The sequence below is a fragment of the Rhodococcus cerastii genome, assembly GCF_033042195.1.
GTDB lineage: Bacteria > Actinomycetota > Actinomycetes > Mycobacteriales > Mycobacteriaceae > Rhodococcoides.
The window spans coordinates 18,497-40,770 of sequence record NZ_JAWLKF010000021.1 but is presented as its reverse complement, the minus strand read 5'-3'; the positions used below and the strand labels follow the sequence as shown (position 1 = coordinate 40,770).

Below are 22,274 nucleotides of genomic sequence, written 5' to 3'. Positions count from 1 at the left end.
CACCTTCGAAGGACGCATCACCCCGAACGGAAACTAACCGACGCCAAGGTCGGATCCACCGTTAATCTGACACTCCCACATCGCGCTGCTGTTCTGGATCCTGCTCGCCGAACTTGCTGTGATCGCTGTTGCCCTCGGCGCTCGGGTCTTCCGTCAATGGACCACTGCACACGTCTGAGCGGTGTGCACCGCTCCCCGGAAGTTGGACTGAGTAATTCAGTTCCGACTACCGGGGAGTTTTTTGTATGCGTGCACGAAGTTCACTTACCGAGGATCAGCGGGTCGCGGCGGTAGCGTTGTTCGAGGATGGTGTCGGTGCCGTCTCGGCTGCTAAGAAGGTCGGTGGCGGGGCAGGCCCAGTGATCTTGCTCTACGACCGGTGGCGGGTTCGAGGGAGGAATGCGTTGGTGGAGAAACCGGATCGACAACACTTCTCGTTCGAGTTCAAACTTGCTGTGGTGCAACGTGTTCTGGCTGGGGAGAACAAGATCGAGCTCGCACGCGAGTACGGACTGTCGTCGGCGAAAATCATCGAGCCCTGGGTCCGCGGATACCGCCGCGACGGCGACGAGGCGCTACGACCGAAGCGGGCGGGACGTCGACCGGCATCGTCGAGTTCTGATCCCGGCGAGGCCAGCGAGCTCGACCGGTTGCGTGAGGAGAACGAGCGGCTGCGCACTCAGGTGGCGTACCTGGGAAAATTGCGGGCCTTGAGGGAACAGGGACGACGGTGAAAGTTCTCGCTGTCATCGCCCTCAAGGCGCAGTACCGTCTCGATGTGCTGCTCGACGTCGCCGGCTTGGCCCGCTCGACGCTTTTCTACCGTCAGGCGCAGTTACGTCGGCCCGACCCGAAGGCCGCGTTGAAAGCTGCGGTGACCAGCGCGTTCGAGAACAATCACCGACGCTACGGGCATCGGCGTGTGCACCGAGTCCTCGTCGACAAAGGGTGGCGGGTGGCGAAGAAGACCGTGCTCGCGGTGATGCGCGAGCTCGGGTTGGCCTGTGCTGTGCGGCGCCGTCGACGGTATGTCTCGTATCAGGGTCAGGTCGGGGCGGTCGCGGCGAACGTCCTCGATCGTCAGTTCACGGCGGCGGCCCCGAATCAGAAGTGGGTCACCGATGTCACCGAGTTCCGGGTCGGGGACGCGAAGTTGTATCTGTCGCCGGTGATGGATCTGTTCGACCGTCAGATCATCTCGTATTCGATCGGAAAGTCCCCGACGACGGAGTTCACCAACCGTTCCCTGCGGGCAGCATTGGACACCCTCGGTGAACAGGATTGCCCAATTGTGCACTCGGATCAGGGCTTTCACTACCAGCACTCTTCGTGGCGACGGTTGCTGGCCGATGCGGGAGCGATCCAGTCGATGTCCCGCAAAGCGAACTGCTACGACAATGCGATCATCGAGAACTTCTTCGGTCACCTCAAAGAAGAGATGTTTCATCACGTCCGATACCTGAACCTCGACGCTTTGCGCACCGCGATCGAGGACTACATCGACTGGTTCAACAACGACCGAATCTCGCTACGCCTGGACGGCCTGAGCCCGGTGCGATACCGAGCCCAGGCCCTCGCGGCCTAGGATTTCCATTAACCGGTCCAACCCACGGGGACCAGTGCAGTGCAACGGTCCATTCACGCCCGTCCATGAGCTGCGTGAATGGACCGTTGCATACGTCTGGGCAGTGCAAGGGTCCATTGACGCGAACGGGGGACGCGCGAACCCGGACCGACGGGGCGGGCGAACGGGAGCGAACGGGGCGGCGGGTGGACATACGACAACGGGCGACCCTCCGAAGAGGATCGCCCGTTGGTTGGGATAGGTGAAACTTACTCGCTGTCGCTGTCTCCGGTGGCCTTGGCCAGGTCGACCGGGACCTCGTCGGGGACGATGATGGCTTTCTTCTCGCCGCGGAACGTGAACTTCGCGTCCTCGCCTGCGCCTTCGCCGTCCCAGTTCTCGACGTCGACCAGGATGATCTGGCCGGCTTCGATTTCGCCGAAGAGGATCTTCTCCGACAGTGCGTCCTCGATCTCGCGCTGGATGGTGCGACGCAGTGGCCGCGCACCCAGGACGGGGTCGAATCCGCGCTTGGCCAGCAACGACTTGGCCTTCTCGGTGACCTCGATCGCCATGTCCTTGTTCTTGAGCGCACCTTCGACTCGGTTGAGCATGAGATCGACCATCTGGATGATCTCGTCTCGCGTGAGCTGGTGGAACACGACGATGTCGTCGATGCGGTTCAGGAACTCGGGGCGGAAATGCTTCTTCAGCTCGTCGTTGACCTTGAGCTTCATCCGCTCGTAGTTCGAGCCGGTGCCTTCACCCGAGGAGAAGCCGAGGCCCACTGCCTTCGAGATGTCTGCGGTACCGAGGTTCGAGGTAAAGATCAGCACGGTGTTCTTGAAGTCGACCGTGCGTCCCTGGCCGTCGGTGAGACGCCCGTCTTCGAGCACCTGCAGGAGCGTGTTGTAGATCTCCGAGTGTGCCTTCTCGATCTCGTCGAACAGCACGACGGAGAACGGCTTGCGGCGGACCTTCTCGGTGAGCTGGCCACCCTCTTCGTAGCCGACGTATCCGGGAGGAGCACCGAACAGACGCGACGCGGTGAAGCGGTCGTGGAACTCGCCCATGTCGATCTGGATCAGTGCGTCGTCCTCGCCGAAGAGGAAGTTCGCGAGAGCCTTCGACAGCTCGGTCTTACCGACACCGGACGGGCCGGCGAAGATGAACGAGCCCGACGGACGCTTCGGGTCCTTCAGACCTGCACGGGTGCGACGGATCGCCTTGGAGACTGCCTTGACTGCCTCGACCTGGCCGATGATCCGCTTGTGCAGCTCGTCTTCCATGCGGAGCAGACGGGTGGTCTCCTCCTCGGTGAGCTTGAAGACGGGGATGCCGGTCCAGTTGCCCAGAACCTCGGCGATCTGCTCGTCGTCCACCTCGGCAATGACGTCGAGGTCGCCCGAGCGCCACTGCTTCTCACGCTCGGCACGCTGACCGACGAGGGTCTTCTCCTTGTCGCGCAGGTTCGCAGCCTTCTCGAAGTCCTGTGCGTCGATGGCCGATTCCTTCTCCCGGCGTGCGTCGGCGATCTTGTCGTCGAACTCACGCAGGTCTGGCGGCGCGGTCATCCGGCGGATGCGCATCCGCGCGCCCGCCTCGTCGATGAGGTCGATTGCCTTGTCGGGCAGGAACCGATCGTTGATGTACCGGTCGGCCAACGTGGCGGCCGCGACGAGGGCACCGTCGGTGATCGAGACGCGGTGGTGTGCCTCGTAGCGATCGCGCAGACCCTTGAGGATCTCGATGGTGTGCTCGACGGTCGGCTCGCCCACCTGGACGGGCTGGAAACGACGCTCGAGGGCGGCGTCCTTCTCGATGTACTTGCGGTACTCGTCGAGGGTGGTGGCACCGATGGTCTGCAGTTCGCCACGAGCCAGCTTCGGCTTGAGGATCGACGCTGCGTCGATGGCACCTTCGGCGGCACCTGCGCCGACGAGTGTGTGCAGCTCGTCGATGAACAGGATGATGTCGCCGCGGGTGTTGATCTCCTTGAGCACCTTCTTCAGGCGCTCCTCGAAGTCACCGCGGTAACGGCTGCCGGCCACGAGCGAGCCGAGGTCGAGGGTGTAGAGCTGCTTGTCCTTGAGCGTTTCGGGAACCTCGCCGTTGACGATGGCCTGCGCGAGGCCCTCGACGACTGCGGTCTTACCGACACCGGGCTCGCCGATGAGGACGGGGTTGTTCTTGGTACGACGCGAGAGCACCTGCATGACGCGCTCGATTTCCTTCGCGCGACCGATGACCGGGTCGAGCTTGCCCTCGAGCGCGGCCTGCGTCAGGTTGCGACCGAACTGGTCGAGGACCAGCGACGTCGACGGGGTGCCCGCCTCGCCACGGCCACTGCCGGACTCGCTGGGCTCCTTGCCCTGGTAACCCGAGAGCAGCTGGATGACCTGCTGGCGCACACGGTTGAGGTCGGCTCCGAGCTTGACCAGAACCTGAGCTGCGACGCCTTCGCCTTCGCGGATCAGTCCCAGCAGAATGTGCTCGGTGCCGATGTAGTTGTGGCCGAGCTGCAGTGCTTCACGCAGGCTGAGCTCGAGTACTTTCTTGGCGCGCGGGGTGAACGGAATGTGACCGGACGGAGCCTGCTGGCCCTGGCCGATGATTTCCTCTACCTGGCTGCGAACTCCTTCGAGGGAGATGCCCAGCGACTCGAGAGACTTGGCTGCGACGCCTTCGCCCTCGTGGATGAGGCCGAGCAGAATGTGCTCCGTGCCGATGTAGTTGTGGTTGAGCATCCGGGCTTCTTCTTGAGCCAGGACGACAACACGCCGCGCGCGATCGGTGAACCTCTCGAACATCGCTCTCCCTCACTTCTTGGCGGGTGGTTGCTCGCCCGCCAGTTCTTCTAGCGCTGCAGTGTCCATAACACTGCGGTCGCTTGTGCATTTGAAGGTAAGACTGCTTCTCACTGTAGTTGGCCGACGTTACGAACGCCGACCCTCCACCCCTGAAATGCTGCGCAACCGCCCACTCGAACGGACTTCCGTGGCTGCTTACTGTTCATAACGCAGGCACTATGCAAAACGTTTCCCATCGGCTGTCCGCTGCTGGCGAACAGTCCTTTACCGTCCGATCAGGTCTGGGACGGCTTGACGATCGGAAACAGGATCGTTTCGCGGATGCCGAGGCCGGTCAGCGCCATCAGCAAACGGTCGATGCCCATGCCGGTTCCGGTGGTCGGCGGCATGCCCTGCTCCATCGCGGCGAGGAAGTCCTCGTCGAGCACCATGGCCTCGTCGTCGCCGGCGGCGGCCTGACGGGCCTGATCCTCGAAACGCTCGCGCTGGATGATCGGATCCACCAGCTCGGAGTAGCCGGTGGCCAGCTCGAACCCACGGACGTACAGGTCCCACTTCTCGGTGACGCCGGGCTTGCTGCGGTGCTGACGCGTCAGCGGGGACGTCTCGACCGGGAAGTCGCGGACGAACGTGGGCTCGGTCAACGCGTCGCCCACCTGGTGTTCCCACAGCTCCTCGACGAGCTTGCCGTGGCCGTAGATCGGGACGCCGTCCTTGCGCGGCACCTCGACGCCCACCTTGTCGGCGATCGCGAGCAGTTCGTCGACGGTGGTGTCGGGAGTGACGTCGAATCCGAGCGATTCCGACAGCGACGGGTACATCTCGAGCGTCTCCCAGTCGCCGCCGAGGTCGTAGGTGGTGCCGTCGGGCAGCGTCACGACCGTGGATCCGAGGGCGGCCATGGCCACTTCCTGGACCAGCTCACGGGTCATCTTCGCCGAATCGTCGTACGTGCCGTAGGCCTCGTACGTCTCGAGCATCGCGAATTCCGGCGAGTGGGAGGAGTCGGCACCTTCGTTGCGGAAGTTGCGGTTGATCTCGAAGACCTTCTCGATGCCGCCGACGACGCAGCGCTTGAGGAACAGCTCCGGTGCGATGCGAAGGTAGAGATCGGTGTCCATCGCGTTCGAGTGGGTGACGAACGGGCGAGCCGCCGCACCGCCGTGCAGCGTCTGCAGCATCGGCGTCTCGACCTCGAGAAAGCCACGACGTTCGAGTGCGTTGCGCAGTTCACGAACGACGGCGATGCGCTTGCGGGCGGTCTCTCGTGAGACCGGGTTGGTGATCAGGTCCAGGTAACGCTGCCGGATGCGCGTCTCCTCGTTGAGCTCCTTGTGCGCGACGGGCAACGGCCGCAACGACTTCGACGCGATCTGCCAGGCGTCGGCCATGACGGACAGCTCGCCGCGACGGGAGCTGATGACCTCGCCGTGCACGAAGACGAAGTCGCCGAGATCGACATCGGACTTCCACTGCGCCAGAGCGTCCTCGCCGACGCCGGCCAGGCTGATCATCGCCTGCAGTTGAGTGCCGTCACCCTCCTGCAGCGTCGCGAAGCACAGCTTGCCGGTGTTGCGCACGAAGATGACGCGGCCGACGACTCCGACGATCAAGCCGGTCGTCGTATCGGGTTCGAGCTCGGGGAATTCGGTTCGGATCTCGAGCAGCGAATGGGTCCGCGGAACCGACACCGGGTACGCCTCGACCCCGCGCTCGAGCAATGAAGCGCGCTTGGCGCGACGAATCCGTAGCTGCTCCGGGGTGTCGTCGGCCGGCTGGGTAGAAGCTGTATCACTCACGCGCAGACACTTTACAGTCCAGGACTGTCAGGACGATCAGTGCGCTGCGACGGCCTCGGCTTCACGAACGCAGTGCTTGGCCTGCGTCAACACCCCGAGCAATCCAGCCGTTTTCAGGGCCTGGTAGCCGCCGACCAGATCGGTGGCCTTGTGCAGACCCAGCAGCTTGAGCGACGCGGCCGCGAGCGAGGAGGTGTAGCCCTCCGAGCAGATGACGACCCACTCCACGTCGTGATCGACGGCGATCGCCAGGCGCGCATCGCTCGTCGGGTCCAGACGCCATTCGAGAACGTTGCGTTCGATCGCGAGCGCTCCGGGCAGGGTCCCCTCGACGGCGCGCTGCGCCTGCGGGCGGATGTCGACGACGACGGCTCCGCGGGCGACGGCGTCGCGCAGCTCGAAGACGGTCATGCGATCGATGGTCTCGCGCGCGGATTCGAGCATTTCGACGATGGTCATGGTCTGGATGGTCACAGCGTGGCCTTTTCGGGTGCGTCGGTGAGCTCGCTGCGGGTACGACGCAGCGTGGACCGTTCGGTCACTTCGTAGTAGGACATCGCCGTCAGCGGCGGCGAGTAGGCGTGCACGCTGAGGGTGGGCCCGGTCGTCGCCGACGTCGGATCGTGCATCACGTCGTGCACCCAACCGAGCGGGAACGACGCCTGATCACCGGCGTCGAGACGACGCTGCTTCAGTCCTGTTCCAGCCCAACGATATTCGAGTAGCGATCCACTCAGAACGGTCAGCGCGCCGAGCGAGCCCGCATGGTCGTGCAGTTCGGTGGACCGATCGGGAACCCAGCTGATCAACCAGACGTCGAGATCGTCGTCGGAATGCAACCTGGCGGCCCAACGCTCGTCGGTCGGCCAGCGGCCGCCATCGGGAAGCAGGTGGTCGAAGCGGCCCTCGAGGACGTCGGATGCGCCCTGGTCGGTGATGCGCAGCAGGTCGGGTGGACGCAACCGAGTCGGCAGCGTCGAGACCGAACGCGACGACAATCGGGTGCGGGAGGGTGCAGAGAGTACAGGTGTGGAAAGCATGAAGCTCTACTCCAGGGGTGTGTTACGAACGAGGCAGGGTTCAGCCTCGACAACACTCCTGGGTGGCCATGCACGTCATCACGCCGACGATTCTGACACACGAACACCCGATGCGCTACCCCACACCACCGAAACACTCAGCGCGGACGTCGTTTTGCCATGTTTCGTTCGTAGACCAGACGCAGCCCTTCGAGGGTCAGGTCGGGTTCGTGGTGCTCGATGGTGGTCGACTCGGGCAGGATCAGCGCGGCGATGTCGCCGGTGCCGATGATCGCGACATCCGTTCCGGTCACCTCGGGGACCTCGCGTCGAATTCGCCCGACCAGGCCGTCCACCAGTCCCGCGAACCCGAAGATGGTGCCCGACTGGATGCACTCGACGGTGTTCTTGCCCAGCACCGAACGAGGCCGAACCATCTCCACCTCGCGCAACGTGGCCGTGCGAGTCGACATGGCCGACGCCGACATCTCCAGTCCGGGAGCGATGGCACCGCCGAGGAATTCACCCTTGGCCGAGACGACGTCGACGCAGGTGGTGGTACCGAAGTCCACCACGATGCATGCCGAGCCGTACAGGTCGTGTGCGGCAAGGGTATTGACGATGCGATCGGCACCGACCTCTTTGGGGTTGTCGACCAGCAACGGCACGCCGGTCCGCACACCGGGTTCGACCATCACGTGCACCACGTGATCCCAGTAGCGCGCGAGCATCGTCCGCATCTCCCGCAGCACCGACGGCACGGTGGACAGCGCAGTGACTCCGGTGATCCGTTCGGCGTCCTCACCCAGCAGACCGCGCAACATCAGAGCCAGCTCGTCGGCCGTCACATGCGGGTCGGTCCGAATTCGCCAATCGCGCAGCAGTTTCGAGTGATCACCGGTGCCGGTGAACAGTCCTACCACGGTGCTGGTGTTGCGCACATCGATCGCGAGGAGCATCGAATCAGACCAGCACGGAATCGGCCCGCAGATCGCGCGGCGTGATCAGACCCGAGCCCGCAGGCGCATGGGCCGGGTCGCTGCCGAGTTCGACCGGACGGTTCTTCTCGTCGACGAACACCACCCGCGGCGAATAGTCGGCAACCTCCTGCTCGTTCATCACCCCGTAGGCGATCAGAATGACCAGGTCGCCCGGGTTCACCAGATGCGCTGCGGCTCCGTTGATTCCGATGACACCGCTGCCGCGCTGTCCGGTGATGACGTAGGTTTCCAGTCGAGCACCGTTGTCGATGTCGACGATGGTGACCTGCTCGCCTTCGAGCAGATCGGCTGCCTCCATCAGATCCTGGTCGACGGTCACCGAGCCCACGTAGTGCAGATCTGCATGCGTGACGGTGGCGCGATGGATCTTGGACTTCATCATCGTTCGAAACATGCTGTGCCCTCAGCTCTTCGGGTCGTCGGGGTACTCGAGGAAACCGGTGCCGACGGCGACACCGACGTTGTCGATCAATCTCGTGGTGCCCAACTTGGCGGCCACGAGCAGTCTTCCGTCTCCACGTTCGGGAGCGGGGCCGAGATGCGGGTCGCGTACCTCCAGGTAGTCGACCTGCACCAGCGGTGCCTCGTCGAGGACGGCACGCGCGGTGGCGATGATGGCCTCGGGACCGCCTGCCGCAGCGTGCGCCCCGGCCACCAGCGCGGCCGACAATGCCATCGCCGCGTCGCGCTGCTCGGCATCGAGATATCGGTTACGCGAGGACAGTGCGAGGCCGTCCTGCTCGCGAACCGTCGGCACCCCGATGACCGCGACGTCGAAGTTCAGATCGCGCACCATCTGTCGGATCAACGTCAGTTGCTGGTAGTCCTTCTCCCCGAAGTACGCGCGATGGGGAGCCGCGATCTGCAGCAGCTTGGCCACGACGGTGAGCATTCCGGCAAAATGCGTTGGTCTGCTCCGTCCTTCGAGTTCAGCGCCGAGCGGGCCGGGATTGACGGTGGTGCGCGGACCCGACGGATACATGTCCGAAGCCGACGGCGCGAAGACCAGCTCGACGCCCTCCTCACGCAGCAGCGCGACATCGGCGTCGAGAGTCCGTGGGTAGGAATCGAGGTCCTCACCGACACCGAACTGCAACGGGTTGACGAAGATCGACACGATCACCACGGCACCGGTGAGCTTGGCCTGCCGCACCAACTGCAGGTGCCCGGCGTGCAGCGCGCCCATGGTCGGGACCAGAGCAACCTGCTTCCCGACGCCTCGCAGCGCTTTCGACACCGACGTGATCACCGCGGGATCGTGGTGAACCGTCAACTGCCCCTTGGTGTAGCTGCCCGCGAGGGTCATCGATTCCCTTCCAGAAGTTCGATCAGGTCTGCCTTGGCACCGATGCGCTGCGCCGAGCGCAACGACAGGGTGCGGTATCCGGCTGCGATCCGCGAATCCACGGATTCGAGTACGTCGAGATGCTTGCCGACTGCAGCGGTGTCGCCGCGAGCCACCGGTCCGGTGAGCGCCGACTGGCCGTTGCGCAACGCGTTGTCCAGCGCAGCTTCGAGCAGTGGAGCCAGAACCCGCTCGGGTACACCACGTTCGGAGTCCGAACCGGGAAAACCTGGTCCCGCCAAGGCAACCCGGAGCGCTTCGACCGCGTCGGCCACCAGAGTGACGAGGTGATTGCTGCCATGAGCGAGCGCGGCGTGGTAGAGCGCTCGGTTGTTCTCGGGCACGTGCACCGGCTCGCCGCCGATCTCGAGGACGAGAGCCTGCGCCACCGCATAGCCGATCTCGTCGCCTGCAGTGATGCCGAAACACGCCGCCGTCATCCGGTCGGTGTCCTCGACTCCGCCGCTGAACGTCATCGCCGGATGGATGGCCAACGGCACGGCACCGAGGGCAGCCAGGGGCTCGAGCACCGAAATCCCGTTCGCGCCGGAGGTGTGCACCACCAATTTTCCCGGTGCAACCGCCCCGGTGGACGCCAGGCCCGCGACGATCGACGCCAACTCGCTGTCCGGTACGGCCAGAACGAGCAGCTCTGCGCGACGAGCAACCTCGTCGACGGGCAGAACCTGGGACTCGGGAAGTCGCGCACGCACCCGATCGAGGGACGCATCGGACACCGCGGCAGCACCGACGACAACATGCCCGACGCGTTCGAGCGCCTCACCGAATGCGGTACCGACCCGTCCTGCCGAGACGACACCAACCGTCAGGCGAGCCGGCGACAGACCACCGGTGCCGGAAAAGGTCACCGAAAAATTCCTCTCGTTCGTTCCAGTCCCGCTCGGCGGGTACCAGACGTCCTGCACGGAACAATAGCGACCGCGACCCCTCGCAGGCCATGGGAGAGCAGTGTGATCTGGTTCTCAGTCTGCGCGACGACGACGGCGACGGGTACCCGGATCGGTCACGGCCGCATCACCGGACCCTCCGCCTTGCAGACCGGCCATGATCTCGGCAACCGATCGACCGTTCGAGTGTGCGCCCGACGCGTCCTCGTCGTCGGCCGATTCCGCGCGCCTACGACCTCGCCGGGACGAGACGGCAGTGTCCTCGGCCGGTGTCTCGTAGTCCTGATCGGCCGTGAAGAACGCGTCGGCCGATTCACGCAACGAGGCGCGCGAAGCAGAGAAGGCGTCGTCGCTCGGTTCCGCTGCAGGCTCGGTCTCGTACTGCTCGGCCGGCTCCGCGGCAAACGACTGCGTGGAAAACGACTCCGTGGAATACGAACCGGCCGCATCGACGTCCGCGTGTCCGGTCTCGTAGGTCTCTTCCTCGACCTGTGGCTCGGGCTCCGCCGCCGGTTCCGGCTCGGCAACGGGTCGACGCGTCTGCTCGAAGTCGTATGCGGTGAAAGGCGAGCTGGGCGGAGTGACGCGCCCCGCAGGCCTCGGTGCGCCGTAAGGACGTGCCTGCGCCCCGGTTCGCTCGAACGAGTCCGCATCGGAGGACTCGGTGTCGTAGCTCGTTTCCGCGAACGAATCCTCGGCGTACCGATCCTGATCCGCCTCGGCGGCCGCCGCCGGTGCGGAGGCTGTGGCCTGCGGCATCTCGTCCGGATCCTCGGGGTACACCACCGAGGTCTCGGCCGTGACCGGCTCGTCGTAGGGCGTTCCGACACCGTTGAGGCCGGTTCCCGGTGCCATCGAACCGTTGCCGTTCCCGCGACCGGGGACGTACAGGCCGGACGGCGCAGGCTGGTAGCTGTCGTATCCGCGTCCGCCGAGTTCTTGCATCCTCATCGCTTCGGCCCTCAGTGCCACACGTTCGGTGGGCAGATTGCCGTCGAAGAGCACCTGGAGATTCTGGCGAAGGGCAGCGAGTTCGTTGCGCAGAGCTGCGACCTCGTCGATCTCGAGCTGCGATTCGCCACGAACCCGAGCTTCGACGCTCATCTCGTACTCGCGTCGCGCCGAGATCTCCCGAGCCAACTGCAGCTCGTAGACCGTCTGCAGGTCCTTGGCCTTGGTTTGATCTGCGGCCGCCTCACGCCGGTACTTGGTCATCGCGAACGCACCGATCACCGCAGCCCACAGCGCCGAGAGAACACCGACTCTCATCCACTGCACGCTCTCGGTGAAAAGCAACAACACACTGGCGATGATGCCGAACACGACGAGCGCCGCGAGGAACAGCTGGCTCGCACTACGCCTCTTACGGCGTCCCTTCTTTGCGCGAGTCTGATCTGTCATGTCCACAAGGGTAACTGGCAAATCGTTCGCAAATAGTCATCCTCGACCGATCACTTACACAACCGAGGTAACAATCAAATGTTTCGAGGGTTACCGAGAACGCTCGTCGTCACGGTCTTTCGGGGCACGGCAGCACTGTTCGAGCCACACCGCGGCAGCGACGACGGCCAGTCCGGCCACGAGCGCAACGACGGCTCCGGCCCGATCCGACGACGCTGCACGTATCGTCGCCGCACGCGGCAGCACGTACACCAGAAATCCGACGCACACGCCGACGACGGCAGTCCCCACCAGCATCGATGCCTTCGCCAACACCAACGCCCTGAACACCGTCAGCGGATGCAGATCGTGCAGACCGGTGCCCACCCGGTGCTCGGCGATGCGATTGCGCACGATCACCGCAGTCACCACTTGCACCACTGCCACCAGATACAACGACGCCCCGGCGTACACCGGAATCGGCGGCAACGAGCCGTAGAAGACCCGAACCAACAGCCACGTACCGATTGCGGCCACCAGGAAAAGACCCAAGACATCCCAGACCTTGGTGGGATTGGTCACCACGACCCATCACCGACACCGTCGTGCTCCACAGGTCGTTCCTGCAGGCTCCACTCCTGCTTCGTCACCCCGGCCCGCTCCTCCGGACTCAGTCGCGCGAGCAACTCGGACACCGAAATGTCGTCGTCGCCGACACGCAGGGTGGCGTCCGGTTCGACGTCCAGCCACGGCAGCAGTACGAACGCTCGTTCGTGCGCGCGCGGGTGCGGGAGGATCAAACGAGGGTCGTCGCTGATCGTGTTCTCGCACACCACCACGTCGACGTCGAGGCTCCGCGGCCCCCACCGCTGCACTCGAACGCGATCGGCCGCCTCCTCCAGGCGCTGACCGAAACGCAACCAGTCCCAGGCGTCGAAGTCATCGTCCTCGGCCACCACGACCGCATTGAGGAAGTCCTGCTGCTCGACGCCACCCCAGGGAGCCGAACGGTACACCGGCGAGCAGGACACCACGCGCGAATCCAATTCTGTTGTGACAGAACGCAAGTGGGCGAGGGAATCACCGATGTTGCTGCCGATGGACAGCACCACGCGGGTCACACCCGCTCCCGGTACGCCACCACGGCAACGTCCCCGAACGTCAGTGGGATCGGGGCTGACGGCTTGTGCAGCACCACTTCCACCGCGTCGACGCGAGAGTCGTACGCCAACACGACCTCGGCGATCTCGGCCGAGACCGTCTCGATCAAATCCCTGGACGGGCCCGCGACGACGGCCGCAGCATGCTCGGCCAGTTCTCCGTAGTGCAGCGTTCGGGTCAGGTCGTCGGTCTCGGCCGCGGGCCGCAGATCCATCCACACGGTGATGTCGACGACGAAGTCCTGTCCGTCTCGCTTCTCGAAGTCGAAAACCCCGTGATTGCCGCGCACCGTCAGGCCCCGCAGTTCGATGCGGTCGCCGCGGCGCGTCCCCGCGCCGCCGCGGCTGCTGATCTCGCTCATGCCCGATCACCCTGCCATGCCCGTACGACGGCGACCGCGTCGAGTGATGCGCGGGCGTCGTGCACGCGCACACCCCATGCTCCCCCGGCGACCGCGAGCGCCGACACCACGGCGGTGGCGATCTCTCGCCCGTCCGGCGGTCGCGGAGTACCGTCGTCGTCCGCCAACAGCGAGCCGAGAAAGCGCTTCCTGGAAGCGCCGACGAGTACCGGGAAGCCGGCCGACACCAAGTCCGGCAGGCCCCGCAGCAGTTGCCAGTTGTGCTCGGCGTTCTTGGCGAATCCGAGGCCGGGGTCCAGCACGAGCATCGCCGTGTCCACACCCGCGGCCACCGCGTGATCGACCTGTTCGAGCAGTTCGCTGCGGACGTCGGCGACCACGTCGTTGTATCGATCGGCTGGACCGGCGTGCCGATACTCGGATCCGGCGGCTCGCCAGTGCATCAGGATCCACGGCAATCCGCCGTCCGCAACGACCCCGGCCATGGCCGGATCCGCCCGACCACCCGAGACGTCGTTGACGATCGAGACCCCGGCCTCGATCGCGGCCTCGGCGACCGAGGCACGCATCGTGTCTACGCTGGTGGCCACCCCTGCTGCGGCCAGCGCGGCGATGACCGGCACGACACGCTGCGCCTCGAGAGTCGGATCGATCCGGTCTGCTCCGGGACGCGTCGACTCGCCACCGACGTCGACGATGTCGACTCCGCGACGGTGCATCGCCAGTCCGTGTTCGACGGCGGCATCGACATCGAGGTACCTACCGCCGTCGGAGAACGAATCGGCGGTGACGTTGAGGACACCCATGACGACCGGTGCCGGGGGGATACTGCGCGCCGGGTTCATCGGGACTCGACCGGACGTGTCATTTCCGCAGGATCAGGTCCAGAGCTTCCGAACGCGATGCCGCGCTGGACTGCAACAGACCCCGCACCGCCGAGGTGGTGGTGCTGGCACCCGGCTTGCGAATCCCGCGCATGGCCATGCACAGGTGCTCGGCCTCGATCACGACGATCGCACCGCGCGGGTCGAGCTTGCGCATCAACGCATCGGCGATCTGGCTGGTCAGACGCTCCTGAACCTGCGGGCGCTTGGCGTACATGTCCACCACGCGCGCGAGCTTCGACAGGCCGGTGACCTTACCGCTCTTGCCCGGGATGTACCCGACGTGTGCGACGCCGTGGAACGAGACCAGGTGATGCTCGCACGTGGAGAACATGGGGATGTCGCGGACGAGAACCAGTTCCTGGTGCCCCTCGTCGAACGTCGTGTTCAGCGCCGTGTCCGGGTCGGTGTACAGCCCGGCGAAGATTTCACGGTAGGAACGCGCCACGCGGGCCGGCGTGTCGAGCAGGCCCGGACGGTCTGGATCCTCGCCGACGGCGATCAACAGCTCACGCACTGCGGCCTCGGCACGAGGCTGGTCGAAGACCGCGCCGGTGGCGTAGGCCACTGTCTGTTCCACTGCCCGCTGCTGCGCTGCTGGGACTTCTGCCGAGTCGATTGCCGACTCGTCGGTCCGGTTGACTGACACGAGAACGTACCTCCGGTTGGGCTCCGCGAATGTGACAGCTGGGCCGAACCGCACCTGTTCCTCGCGGAGCAGCTGCGCCGACCTGCAGCACGGTTCGAACGACGGACTGGGCCGACCGAAAGGGTCGACCCAGCCAGCCTAATGACCGACCTAGCGGTACGAACCGCCCGGCCCTTCCCAGCGTTGAGTGCGTGGACCTTCGTCGCCGTCGTCCTCTGCTCGCTCGTCTCGGTGCGAGTCCTCGGACGGGTTGTGCGAGGGACGATCGTCTCCGGGCAGCGGATAGCTCTGCGATGGAGTCGGCACCTCCCACGTGGGTGGCGACGCCTCGGCCGGTCCGGCATCGTCCTGGTGCTGGCCGTACGGGGGCTCGTGCCGAGAGGTACGACCCTGGTCCCGAGTGTCCGGCCGGAACGGATCCGGCTGATACTGCGGCGGCTGATATCCCGGCTGTTGATTCGTCGGCGGTTGGTTCGACGGCGCAGCGGTCGGCGGCTGGTATGCCTGTGGCTGCTGGTAGGTCGGGTGCTGTCGGTACGTCGGAGGCTGACCCTGCGGCGGCTCGTACCGATTCTGGTCCGATCCCGGCTGCTCGCGGTTCGGCTGATCGTGGACCGGCGGCGTTGTCGGTCCCTGGTACCGGGGAACCGCAGGCTGGTCGCGCGGGGGCCACCCCGGAGCCGACCATCCGGCCGGGGCACCGTAATCGGGACGCGAGCCCTGGCCGGGGCCGCTCGGGCGAGGTTCCTGCCGACGCTGGCCTTCGGAGTATCCGCCCCCGTTGGGAGCGCCTCCGTTGGTCGGGCCGCCGTAACCACCGTTGTAGCCACCGCCGTTGTAACCGCCGGTTGCGGGGGCGCTGCGTCGGCCACCACCGGTGTTCGGCGCATCGACGTCCCCGGTGCTCGGTGATCCGTTGACCGGGCCACCGTTGGTCGGAGCACCGTTCGACGGGGCGCCGTTGGTGGGCACGCCGTTGGTCGGTCCGCCGTTGTATCCGTTGCTTCCGTTCGGGTAGCCACCCTTGGTCAGCTGCGGAGAACCGGCGTAGCTGGGCTGCGGAAACTGTTGCGGCGGAAGCTGCTTCGGGGCCGGCGGTACCGGAGGCCACGGCTCGCCGCGCTCGGCGGCGAGTTCGCGGGGAGTCTTGACCGGCGGCTTGTCCGAGGGCTTGCGATCACCGAAGTCGTTGAACAGGGTGATGCGCGGACGCTTGGTGACACTGTGGAAGATCTTCTCGAGGTCCTTGCGGGTGAGCGTCTCACGTTCGAGCAGCTCCGAGGCAAGGGTGTCGAGCAGGTCGCGGTACTCGTTGAGGATGGCCCACGCCTCGGTGTGCGCCGCCTCGATGAGTTTGCGCACCTCCTCGTCGATCTCGCGGGCGACCTCGTGCGAGAAGTCGGACTGCTGTCCCATCGAACGGCCGAGGAACGGATCGCCCTGTTCCTGCCCGTACCGAACGGCTCCGAGCTTGCTGCTCATGCCGTACTCGGTGACCATCGCGCGGGCTATCTTGGTCGCCTGGTCGATGTCCGAGGACGCACCTGTGGTCGGCTCGTGGAAGACGAGCTCCTCCGCTGCGCGGCCACCCATGGCCATGACGAGACGAGCGATCATCTCCGACCGCGTCATCAGGCCCTTGTCGTCCTCGGGCACCGTCATCGCGTGGCCGCCGGTGCGACCGCGAGCGAGGATGGTGACCTTGTAGACGGGCTCGATGTCGGGCATCGCCCACGCGGCGAGAGTGTGACCACCCTCGTGGTACGCGGTGATCTTGCGCTCGTGCTCACTGATGATGCGGCTCTTGCGGCGCGGGCCACCGACGACGCGGTCGACCGACTCCTCGAGCGACGCCTCGGTGATGACGGTGCCGTTCTCACGAGCGGTGAGCAGTGCTGCTTCGTTGATGACGTTGGCCAGGTCGGCACCGGACATCCCGACGGTTCGCTTGGCGAGACCTTCGAGGTCGGCGTCCTGAGCAACGGGCTTGCCTGCCGAGTGCACCTTCAGGATTGCTCGACGGCCGGCCAGGTCGGGGGCACCGACCGGGATCTGGCGGTCGAAGCGGCCCGGACGCAGCAGGGCGGGGTCGAGGATGTCGGGGCGGTTGGTGGCGGCGATGAGGATGACGCCGGTGCGCTCACCGAAGCCGTCCATCTCGACGAGCAGCTGGTTGAGCGTCTGCTCGCGCTCGTCGTGGCCGCCGCCCATGCCCGCGCCGCGCTGGCGACCGACGGCGTCGATCTCGTCGACGAAGATGATGCAGGGGCTGTTCTGCTTGGCCTGCTCGAAGAGGTCGCGCACACGAGATGCACCGACGCCGACGAACATTTCGACGAAGTCCGAGCCGGAGATGGTGAAGAAAGGCACTCCGGCCTCGCCTGCGACGGCGCGCGCGAGCAGCGTCTTGCCGGTTCCGGGAGGGCCGTACAGCAGCACGCCGCGCGGAATCTTGGCACCGAGCGCCTGGTAGCGCGCAGGGTTCTGCAGGAAGTCCTTGATCTCGTAGAGCTCTTCGACGGCCTCGTCCGCGCCTGCGACGTCGGCGAACGTGGTCTTGGGCATGTCTTTCGTCAGCTGCTTGGCCTTGGACTTGCCGAAGCCCATGACCCCGCCGCGTCCGCCACCCTGCATGCGGCTCATGACGAAGATGATCACGCCGAGGATCAGCACCATCGGAAGAATCAGCAGCAGGAACGAGCTGAACCAGCTCTCCTGGGTGACGGTGGTGTTGTAGCTCGCCAAGCCCTGCGAGTCGACCTTGTCGAAGATCTGCTCCGACGCCGAGTCCGGGTACTTGGCGATGATCTGCGTCTCGTTGTCGGTGGCGTCGGACGCTTCCCGCAGAGTCAGCCGGATCTGCTGCTCACGGTCGTCGATCTGCGCGGACTCGACATTGCGATCGTCGAGCTGGGCGATCGCCACCGAGGTGTCGACCGTCTTCCAGTCCCGCGTGTCGTTACCGAAGTAACTGAAGGCATAGATCACCAACAGAATGCCGAAAACGATGGCAAGATTTCGTATTACTGTCTTCCGATTCATACAGCTTCAGCCGAGTCGGCCGTGTCCTTTCAGTCCGCTCCCGCGCGCTGGCTGCTCCCTGCCCGCCGGATACTCCAGGCTAGCGCGAGACTCGGACATCTGACTCGCTCATACCTGGCGCTGTGCGTCCACGCACCTGTTTGCGTCGACGCTTCTTCCCCTCCAACGACTGCACTCCCCCGGCAGTTCCCCACCTGTCGGGCACACTATCCGCATCGATGGACCCTTGCACACGTCTCCGCGCGGCAATGGTCCATTCACGCGAACGGGGTGGACCGGACGAACCGAAGAAACCAGCTCAGCTGTAGACCTTGGGATCGAGCAGACCGATGTAGGGCAGATCTCGGTAGCGCTCGTTGTAGTCGAGGCCGTAGCCGACGACGAACTCGTTGGGGATGTCGAAGCCCACGTTCGCGACCTCCACGTCGACCTTGATGGCGTCGGGCTTGCGCAGCAGCGTCACCACCGACAGCGAGGCAGGCGAGCGGGTCGCGAGGTTGCGCTTGAGCCAGCTCAGCGTCAGACCGGAGTCGATGATGTCCTCGACGATCAGCACGTGGCGTCCGGTGATGTCGCGGTCGAGGTCCTTGAGGATTCGAACGACACCCGACGACGAGGTGGACGAGCCGTAGGAGCTGACCGCCATGAACTCTAGCTGCGCCGGGATGGGCAGGGCCCGGGCGAAGTCGGTCATGAACATGATCGCGCCCTTGAGGACACCGACCAGGAGCAGGTCACCTTCGGGTGAGCCTTCGGGATACCGCTGGGCGATCTCTTCTGCGAGTTCCGCAGTGCGCGCTTTGATCTGTTCCTCGGAAATGAGAACCGATTCGATGTCGCCCTCGTACACGGGGTTTCCCTTCATTCGTTCTCCAGGCCGACGCTCAGCCTGCCATGCCGACGCGAGCACACCAACCTGGCGTCGGGCGTTCCTCCCGGCAGCGCAACCCCGCCCTGGCCGGTCCACCGTCCGACGAGGGCGTCGACGGCCCGGATCTGCCGGTCGGTCAGCGACGTCACACCCCGGCCGAGCAACCATCGGCGCAGTACGCGGCGACGAATCGCGGTGTCGAGCGAGTCGATCGAGGACACCTCGAGTTCCGACGCACCCAACCCGACGACCGATTCGGCGAGCGCGTCGAGCACCCGGCCGTCCTCGCGCAACTGCTCGGCGGTCCGGGCGAGCGCAGCGGCGACACCACCGCCGAGCACGTCCTCGAGCAGGGGTAGCACCTCGTGACGCAACCGCACCCGAGTGAAATCGGGGTCGATGTTGTGCGGATCCTCGAACGACTCCATCCCCAACTCGACGCAGGCAGCCCTGGTCACACTGCGCCGAACCCCGAGCAGCGGCCGACCCCACGGCGCATCGAACGCCGCCATGCCCGCGATCGACCGCGGGCCCGATCCGCGCCCCAGCCCGAGCAGCACCGTTTCGGCCTGATCGTCGAGGGTGTGCGCCACCAGCACCGACGCGTCGCCGCGCTCGCGATCCAACGCGTCGTACCTGGCCCGGCGGGCGGCGGCCTCCGTCCCACCCGAGCCGGTCACCTGGACCGGCAGCACGCGCGCATCGACCACTCCCAAGTCCGACGCCCGCGCCGCAGCCGTCGCCGCAACCTCCGCCGAGCCGGCCTGCAGACCGTGATCGACGATCAAGGCGCGCACGTTCGGAGCCTCGGCCACGGTCGCGGCCGTCAAAGCGAGCGAATCCGCGCCACCGGACAGCGCGACGGCCACCGGTCCCGGATAGGCCGACAACCAACCACGCACCGCATGCCGAATCTCCAGCAGTGCGGGCCCCTCAGGTAGGAGCACTAGCCCAGAACTCGGGCGATCCAGGCGTCCGGGTCCTCGATCTCCGACAGCAACGGCAGCGTGTCGGGCCCGGTCCACACGGTGTTGAAGCGTTCCATTCCCACCGCGGCGACGACGTGATCGACGAACGCCTTGCCGCGCACGTACTGCGCCATCTTCGCGTCCATGCCGAGCAGGGCCCGGATGACGCGTTGGAGCGGGTTCACCTTGCGTTGCCTGCGTTGATCGAAGGCGCCGCGAATCTGCGTCACGGTCGGCACGACGGCCGGCCCGACGGCGTCCATCACGTGGTCGGCGTGACCCTCGAGCAGGGTGCCCAGCACGAGGAGCCGGTCGATGGCGTCGCGCTGGGGCTGCGGTTGGGTGGCGCGCAGCAATCCGACGATGCCTGCGTCCTCGGACTTCGACGCCCCGCTCGGATTCTTGCGGGCCTTCAGCGCGCCGGTCAGCCGGTTGGCGACATCGGTGAGCGGCTCGTCGGTGCCGTCGGAGAGCACCCCCACGTTCTCGCGCATGTAGCCGCCGAGCCAGGGAGCGGAGGAGAACTGCACTCGGTGTGTGACCTCGTGCAGGCACACCCACAGTCGGAAGTCGCTCGGCGACACGCGAAGCGCCCGCTCGACGGCAATCACGTTGGGCGCGACCAGAAGCAGCGTTCCGTTCTCGCCGGTGAACGGGTCGTACTGTCCGAGAATGGCGCTGGAGAGGAACGCCAGCATCGCTCCGGCCTGCAGCCCGGCCGGCTTTCCGCCGAGCAGGCCTGACGGCGGCGTACCGTCGTCGTCTCCGGTCAGGTGCTTCATCGACGACGCGGCCGCGGCGATCCAGCCGGCGCGATCGACCACCTGGGCGTCGGGCACGGGGAGTCCGTCGGCCAGGCCGGTGGTCTCGCGAACCGGCCCCTCGGCCCGAATGGACGCGGCGGCAAGCTCTTCCACGGCTGCAGCGGCGGTGTAGCGAGAGGTGGCCGGGCCCTTGCGGGCCAGCTTCGCTCCGGCCTTGGCCGCAACGGACCAGTCGACGGCTCCGGCGAAACCGGAGGTGGCTGCGCTGTCGTCGGCCTTCGTTGCTGCGTCCGTGTTCACTGGCAACCACACAATCTCAGGGTCGATGCGACGGCATCGAGGGCGGGGCGACTGACGTCGGGCGGCCGGTCGTTGGACATCAGGGCGAAGGTCAGGATTCGGCCGTCGACGTCGACGACATATCCTGCCAAAGCGCTTGCAGCAGAAAGGGTTCCGGTCTTTGCTCGAACCCACCCCGCTCCGGTTCGGTTCCCCGAGGCGTATCGATCCGTCAGGGTTCCGGTGGCACCGGCGACGGGAAGGTAATCGAGCATCGGACGCAGCGCCGGCTGCTCGGTTCCGGCTGCCGACGTCAACACCTGATCGAGCAGCCTGGCCGGAATCCTGCCGTCGACCGACAGCCCGCTGGCGTCCTCGAGCGTGAGTCCGGTCATGTCGAAACCTGCGGAGTACAGGGTCTGCCCGATCGCCGCCGTTGCGCCGGAAAAGCTTGCGGCCGTGTTCATCTCGAGTGACAGTTCGCGTCCGATGGCCTCGGCGAGGACGTTGTCGGAGCGGTAGATCATCTGCTGCAGGCGGTTTCGCAGCGGCGCGGATTCGACGGATGCGATCTGATCGGCCCCGTCGGCGGCCTCGCCGGTCGTCACCGCCGCCGGGTCGACGCCCAGCCCGGCGGCCAGTGCGCGGCCCGCGTCCAGTGCCGGGGTGGTGCTGCGTGGGGACTCGTCGACCAGTGGGTTCGATCGTCCGCCGTCGAGCATGATCGGTTCGATCGGAGTGATCGAACCGGCGGCGATGTCGGCGGGAAACCAGCCCTGCGCCATCGTGTCACCGGAGTAGATCGAGGTGTCGACGCCGATGCTGCGCACCACCGTTCCGCTGCGCCGAATCTGCTCCACCAGGTCGTCGATGCGCGCCGCCCCGGGATAGAACCCGTCGGTGCCGACCGGCAGCGCGGTGAGGGTGGGGTCGCCGCCCGCGATCAGCACGATGTCGCCCTCGCCACTGCCCTGGACCACGCGAGTGGTGACGCGATGATCCGCCGGCAGCCCGAGCATCGCAGCCGCCGCGGTGAGCACCTTGGTGGTCGAGGCAGGTGTCATCGGGGTGTCGGGGTTCTGGGACCAGAGCACCTGCCCGGTCTGCGCGTCGGCGACGGTTCCGGTGAACGTGCCGAGGGCTGGATCGTCGACCACCTGGGCCAGCGCCGCTGCCAGACCTGCAGCGTTCGGCATCGGTGCCGATTCCGGGAACGGGGTGATCAGCGGGTTGGGCAGCACTGTCTCGGGCGGAGGCTCGATGGCGGTCTCGGCACCGTCGGACACCGACGGCAGCACCAGCGCGGCGGTCGTCGCAGCGAGGATCACCACGAACAGCGCACACAGCGTCAGGATCACGCGCTTCTTCCTGCGCCGTTGACCCGCTGTGGGGCCGAGGAACCGCCGTGTCAGCCCCGCCACCGTTCCTCCGTAACTGCCGTGGTCGTACCCATGATCGTCCAGTCAACA

At 65.9% G+C, this 22,274-nt stretch carries 21 protein-coding genes; 2 read left to right on the top strand and 19 right to left on the bottom strand.

What is annotated here, in order from left to right; genetic code table 11:
• Positions 1 to 245 precede the first annotated feature (245 nt).
• Positions 246 to 734, top strand: coding sequence for a transposase (locus R3P93_RS23520; RefSeq protein ID WP_269595324.1), 489 nt, complete (start codon positions 246 to 248; stop codon positions 732 to 734).
• A complete protein-coding gene (locus R3P93_RS23515) occupies positions 731 to 1,585 on the top strand; it encodes an IS3 family transposase (RefSeq protein WP_317534271.1) in 855 nt (284 codons plus the stop codon). The genes R3P93_RS23520 and R3P93_RS23515 overlap by 4 nt, the downstream gene beginning before the upstream one ends.
• A gap of 248 nt (positions 1,586 to 1,833) precedes the next feature.
• Here the strand turns inward: R3P93_RS23515 and R3P93_RS23510 are convergent, their stop codons facing one another.
• The 19 genes from R3P93_RS23510 to dacB all read right to left on the bottom strand — a co-directional run bounded on the left by R3P93_RS23510 (position 1,834) and on the right by dacB (position 22,226).
• Positions 1,834 to 4,374, bottom strand: coding sequence for an ATP-dependent Clp protease ATP-binding subunit (locus R3P93_RS23510; protein WP_094640916.1), 2,541 nt, complete (start codon positions 4,372 to 4,374; stop codon positions 1,834 to 1,836).
• Between the two features lie 275 nt (positions 4,375 to 4,649).
• Positions 4,650 to 6,173 carry a lysine--tRNA ligase gene (lysS, locus tag R3P93_RS23505; RefSeq protein ID WP_317534270.1) on the bottom strand — a complete coding sequence of 508 codons (1,524 nt, stop codon included), beginning with the start codon at positions 6,171 to 6,173 and terminating at the stop codon, positions 4,650 to 4,652.
• Positions 6,174 to 6,209: 36 nt separating this feature from the next.
• On the bottom strand, positions 6,210 to 6,632 hold the full coding sequence (locus R3P93_RS23500; RefSeq protein ID WP_149406462.1) for a rhodanese-like domain-containing protein: 423 nt from the start codon (positions 6,630 to 6,632) through the stop codon (positions 6,210 to 6,212).
• An 11-nt stretch (positions 6,633 to 6,643) separates the two neighbouring features.
• Positions 6,644 to 7,213, bottom strand: coding sequence for a cysteine dioxygenase (locus tag R3P93_RS23495; RefSeq protein ID WP_317534269.1), 570 nt, complete (start codon positions 7,211 to 7,213; stop codon positions 6,644 to 6,646).
• Positions 7,214 to 7,350: 137 nt separating this feature from the next.
• On the bottom strand, positions 7,351 to 8,151 hold the full coding sequence (locus R3P93_RS23490; RefSeq protein ID WP_269595900.1) for a type III pantothenate kinase: 801 nt from the start codon (positions 8,149 to 8,151) through the stop codon (positions 7,351 to 7,353).
• Between the two features lie 4 nt (positions 8,152 to 8,155).
• Entirely contained in the window at positions 8,156 to 8,587 is a 432-nt protein-coding gene (gene panD, locus R3P93_RS23485; protein WP_317534268.1) for an aspartate 1-decarboxylase, read from the bottom strand.
• Positions 8,588 to 8,596: 9 nt separating this feature from the next.
• Positions 8,597 to 9,499, bottom strand: coding sequence for a pantoate--beta-alanine ligase (gene panC, locus R3P93_RS23480; RefSeq protein ID WP_317534267.1), 903 nt, complete (start codon positions 9,497 to 9,499; stop codon positions 8,597 to 8,599).
• Positions 9,496 to 10,407 carry a Rossmann-like and DUF2520 domain-containing protein gene (locus R3P93_RS23475; RefSeq protein WP_317534266.1) on the bottom strand — a complete coding sequence of 304 codons (912 nt, stop codon included), beginning with the start codon at positions 10,405 to 10,407 and terminating at the stop codon, positions 9,496 to 9,498. The genes panC and R3P93_RS23475 overlap by 4 nt, the downstream gene beginning before the upstream one ends.
• A 114-nt stretch (positions 10,408 to 10,521) precedes the next feature.
• Positions 10,522 to 11,847, bottom strand: a complete 1,326-nt coding sequence (locus R3P93_RS23470; RefSeq protein ID WP_300523556.1) for a DUF6779 domain-containing protein — start codon at positions 11,845 to 11,847, stop codon at positions 10,522 to 10,524.
• A gap of 90 nt (positions 11,848 to 11,937) precedes the next feature.
• Positions 11,938 to 12,408 carry a DUF3180 domain-containing protein gene (locus R3P93_RS23465; protein WP_149406707.1) on the bottom strand — a complete coding sequence of 157 codons (471 nt, stop codon included), beginning with the start codon at positions 12,406 to 12,408 and terminating at the stop codon, positions 11,938 to 11,940.
• The gene (gene folK, locus R3P93_RS23460) at positions 12,405 to 12,947 is read right to left on the bottom strand and encodes a 2-amino-4-hydroxy-6-hydroxymethyldihydropteridine diphosphokinase (RefSeq protein WP_317534265.1); all 543 of its coding nucleotides are present in this window, start codon (positions 12,945 to 12,947) and stop codon (positions 12,405 to 12,407) included. Before folK ends, R3P93_RS23465 begins: the two co-directional genes overlap by 4 nt.
• Positions 12,944 to 13,348, bottom strand: coding sequence for a dihydroneopterin aldolase (folB, locus tag R3P93_RS23455; RefSeq protein ID WP_317534264.1), 405 nt, complete (start codon positions 13,346 to 13,348; stop codon positions 12,944 to 12,946). Before folB ends, folK begins: the two co-directional genes overlap by 4 nt.
• Positions 13,345 to 14,193, bottom strand: a complete 849-nt coding sequence (folP, locus tag R3P93_RS23450; RefSeq protein ID WP_317534263.1) for a dihydropteroate synthase — start codon at positions 14,191 to 14,193, stop codon at positions 13,345 to 13,347. The genes folB and folP overlap by 4 nt, the downstream gene beginning before the upstream one ends.
• A 19-nt stretch (positions 14,194 to 14,212) precedes the next feature.
• Complete coding sequence (gene folE / locus R3P93_RS23445; protein ID WP_037195562.1) at positions 14,213 to 14,812, bottom strand: GTP cyclohydrolase I FolE; 600 nt, start codon at positions 14,810 to 14,812, stop codon at positions 14,213 to 14,215.
• A gap of 219 nt (positions 14,813 to 15,031) precedes the next feature.
• On the bottom strand, positions 15,032 to 17,923 hold the full coding sequence (gene ftsH, locus R3P93_RS23440) for an ATP-dependent zinc metalloprotease FtsH (protein ID WP_317534262.1): 2,892 nt from the start codon (positions 17,921 to 17,923) through the stop codon (positions 15,032 to 15,034).
• A 298-nt stretch (positions 17,924 to 18,221) separates the two neighbouring features.
• Positions 18,222 to 18,773: a hypoxanthine phosphoribosyltransferase gene (hpt, locus tag R3P93_RS23435; RefSeq protein ID WP_032395535.1), complete on the bottom strand. Its 552-nt coding sequence runs from the start codon at positions 18,771 to 18,773 to the stop codon at positions 18,222 to 18,224.
• A gap of 11 nt (positions 18,774 to 18,784) precedes the next feature.
• Complete coding sequence (gene tilS / locus R3P93_RS23430) at positions 18,785 to 19,741, bottom strand: tRNA lysidine(34) synthetase TilS (protein ID WP_317534261.1); 957 nt, start codon at positions 19,739 to 19,741, stop codon at positions 18,785 to 18,787.
• Positions 19,741 to 20,838: a zinc-dependent metalloprotease gene (locus R3P93_RS23425; protein ID WP_317534260.1), complete on the bottom strand. Its 1,098-nt coding sequence runs from the start codon at positions 20,836 to 20,838 to the stop codon at positions 19,741 to 19,743. Before R3P93_RS23425 ends, tilS begins: the two co-directional genes overlap by 1 nt.
• Positions 20,823 to 22,226 (bottom strand): D-alanyl-D-alanine carboxypeptidase/D-alanyl-D-alanine endopeptidase, encoded by a 1,404-nt coding sequence (dacB, locus tag R3P93_RS23420; protein ID WP_317534259.1) that lies wholly within the window; start codon positions 22,224 to 22,226, stop codon positions 20,823 to 20,825. Before dacB ends, R3P93_RS23425 begins: the two co-directional genes overlap by 16 nt.
• Positions 22,227 to 22,274: the final 48 nt, after the last annotated feature.

Bases quoted from the DNA above. Each gene is read 5' to 3' on its own strand.
- folB (WP_317534264.1), bottom strand. From the start codon at position 13,348: ATGAGCGAGATCAGCAGCCGCGGCGGCGCGGGGACGCGCCGCGGCGAC.
- folP (WP_317534263.1), bottom strand. From the start codon at position 14,193: ATGAACCCGGCGCGCAGTATCCCCCCGGCACCGGTCGTCATGGGTGTC.
- ftsH (WP_317534262.1), bottom strand. From the start codon at position 17,923: ATGAATCGGAAGACAGTAATACGAAATCTTGCCATCGTTTTCGGCATT.
- R3P93_RS23520 (WP_269595324.1), top strand. From the start codon at position 246: ATGCGTGCACGAAGTTCACTTACCGAGGATCAGCGGGTCGCGGCGGTA.
- panD (WP_317534268.1), bottom strand. From the start codon at position 8,587: ATGTTTCGAACGATGATGAAGTCCAAGATCCATCGCGCCACCGTCACG.
- R3P93_RS23470 (WP_300523556.1), bottom strand. From the start codon at position 11,847: ATGACAGATCAGACTCGCGCAAAGAAGGGACGCCGTAAGAGGCGTAGT.
- R3P93_RS23495 (WP_317534269.1), bottom strand. From the start codon at position 7,213: ATGCTTTCCACACCTGTACTCTCTGCACCCTCCCGCACCCGATTGTCG.
- R3P93_RS23490 (WP_269595900.1), bottom strand. From the start codon at position 8,151: ATGCTCCTCGCGATCGATGTGCGCAACACCAGCACCGTGGTAGGACTG.
- R3P93_RS23500 (WP_149406462.1), bottom strand. From the start codon at position 6,632: ATGACCATCGTCGAAATGCTCGAATCCGCGCGCGAGACCATCGATCGC.
- R3P93_RS23510 (WP_094640916.1), bottom strand. From the start codon at position 4,374: ATGTTCGAGAGGTTCACCGATCGCGCGCGGCGTGTTGTCGTCCTGGCT.
- panC (WP_317534267.1), bottom strand. From the start codon at position 9,499: ATGACCCTCGCGGGCAGCTACACCAAGGGGCAGTTGACGGTTCACCAC.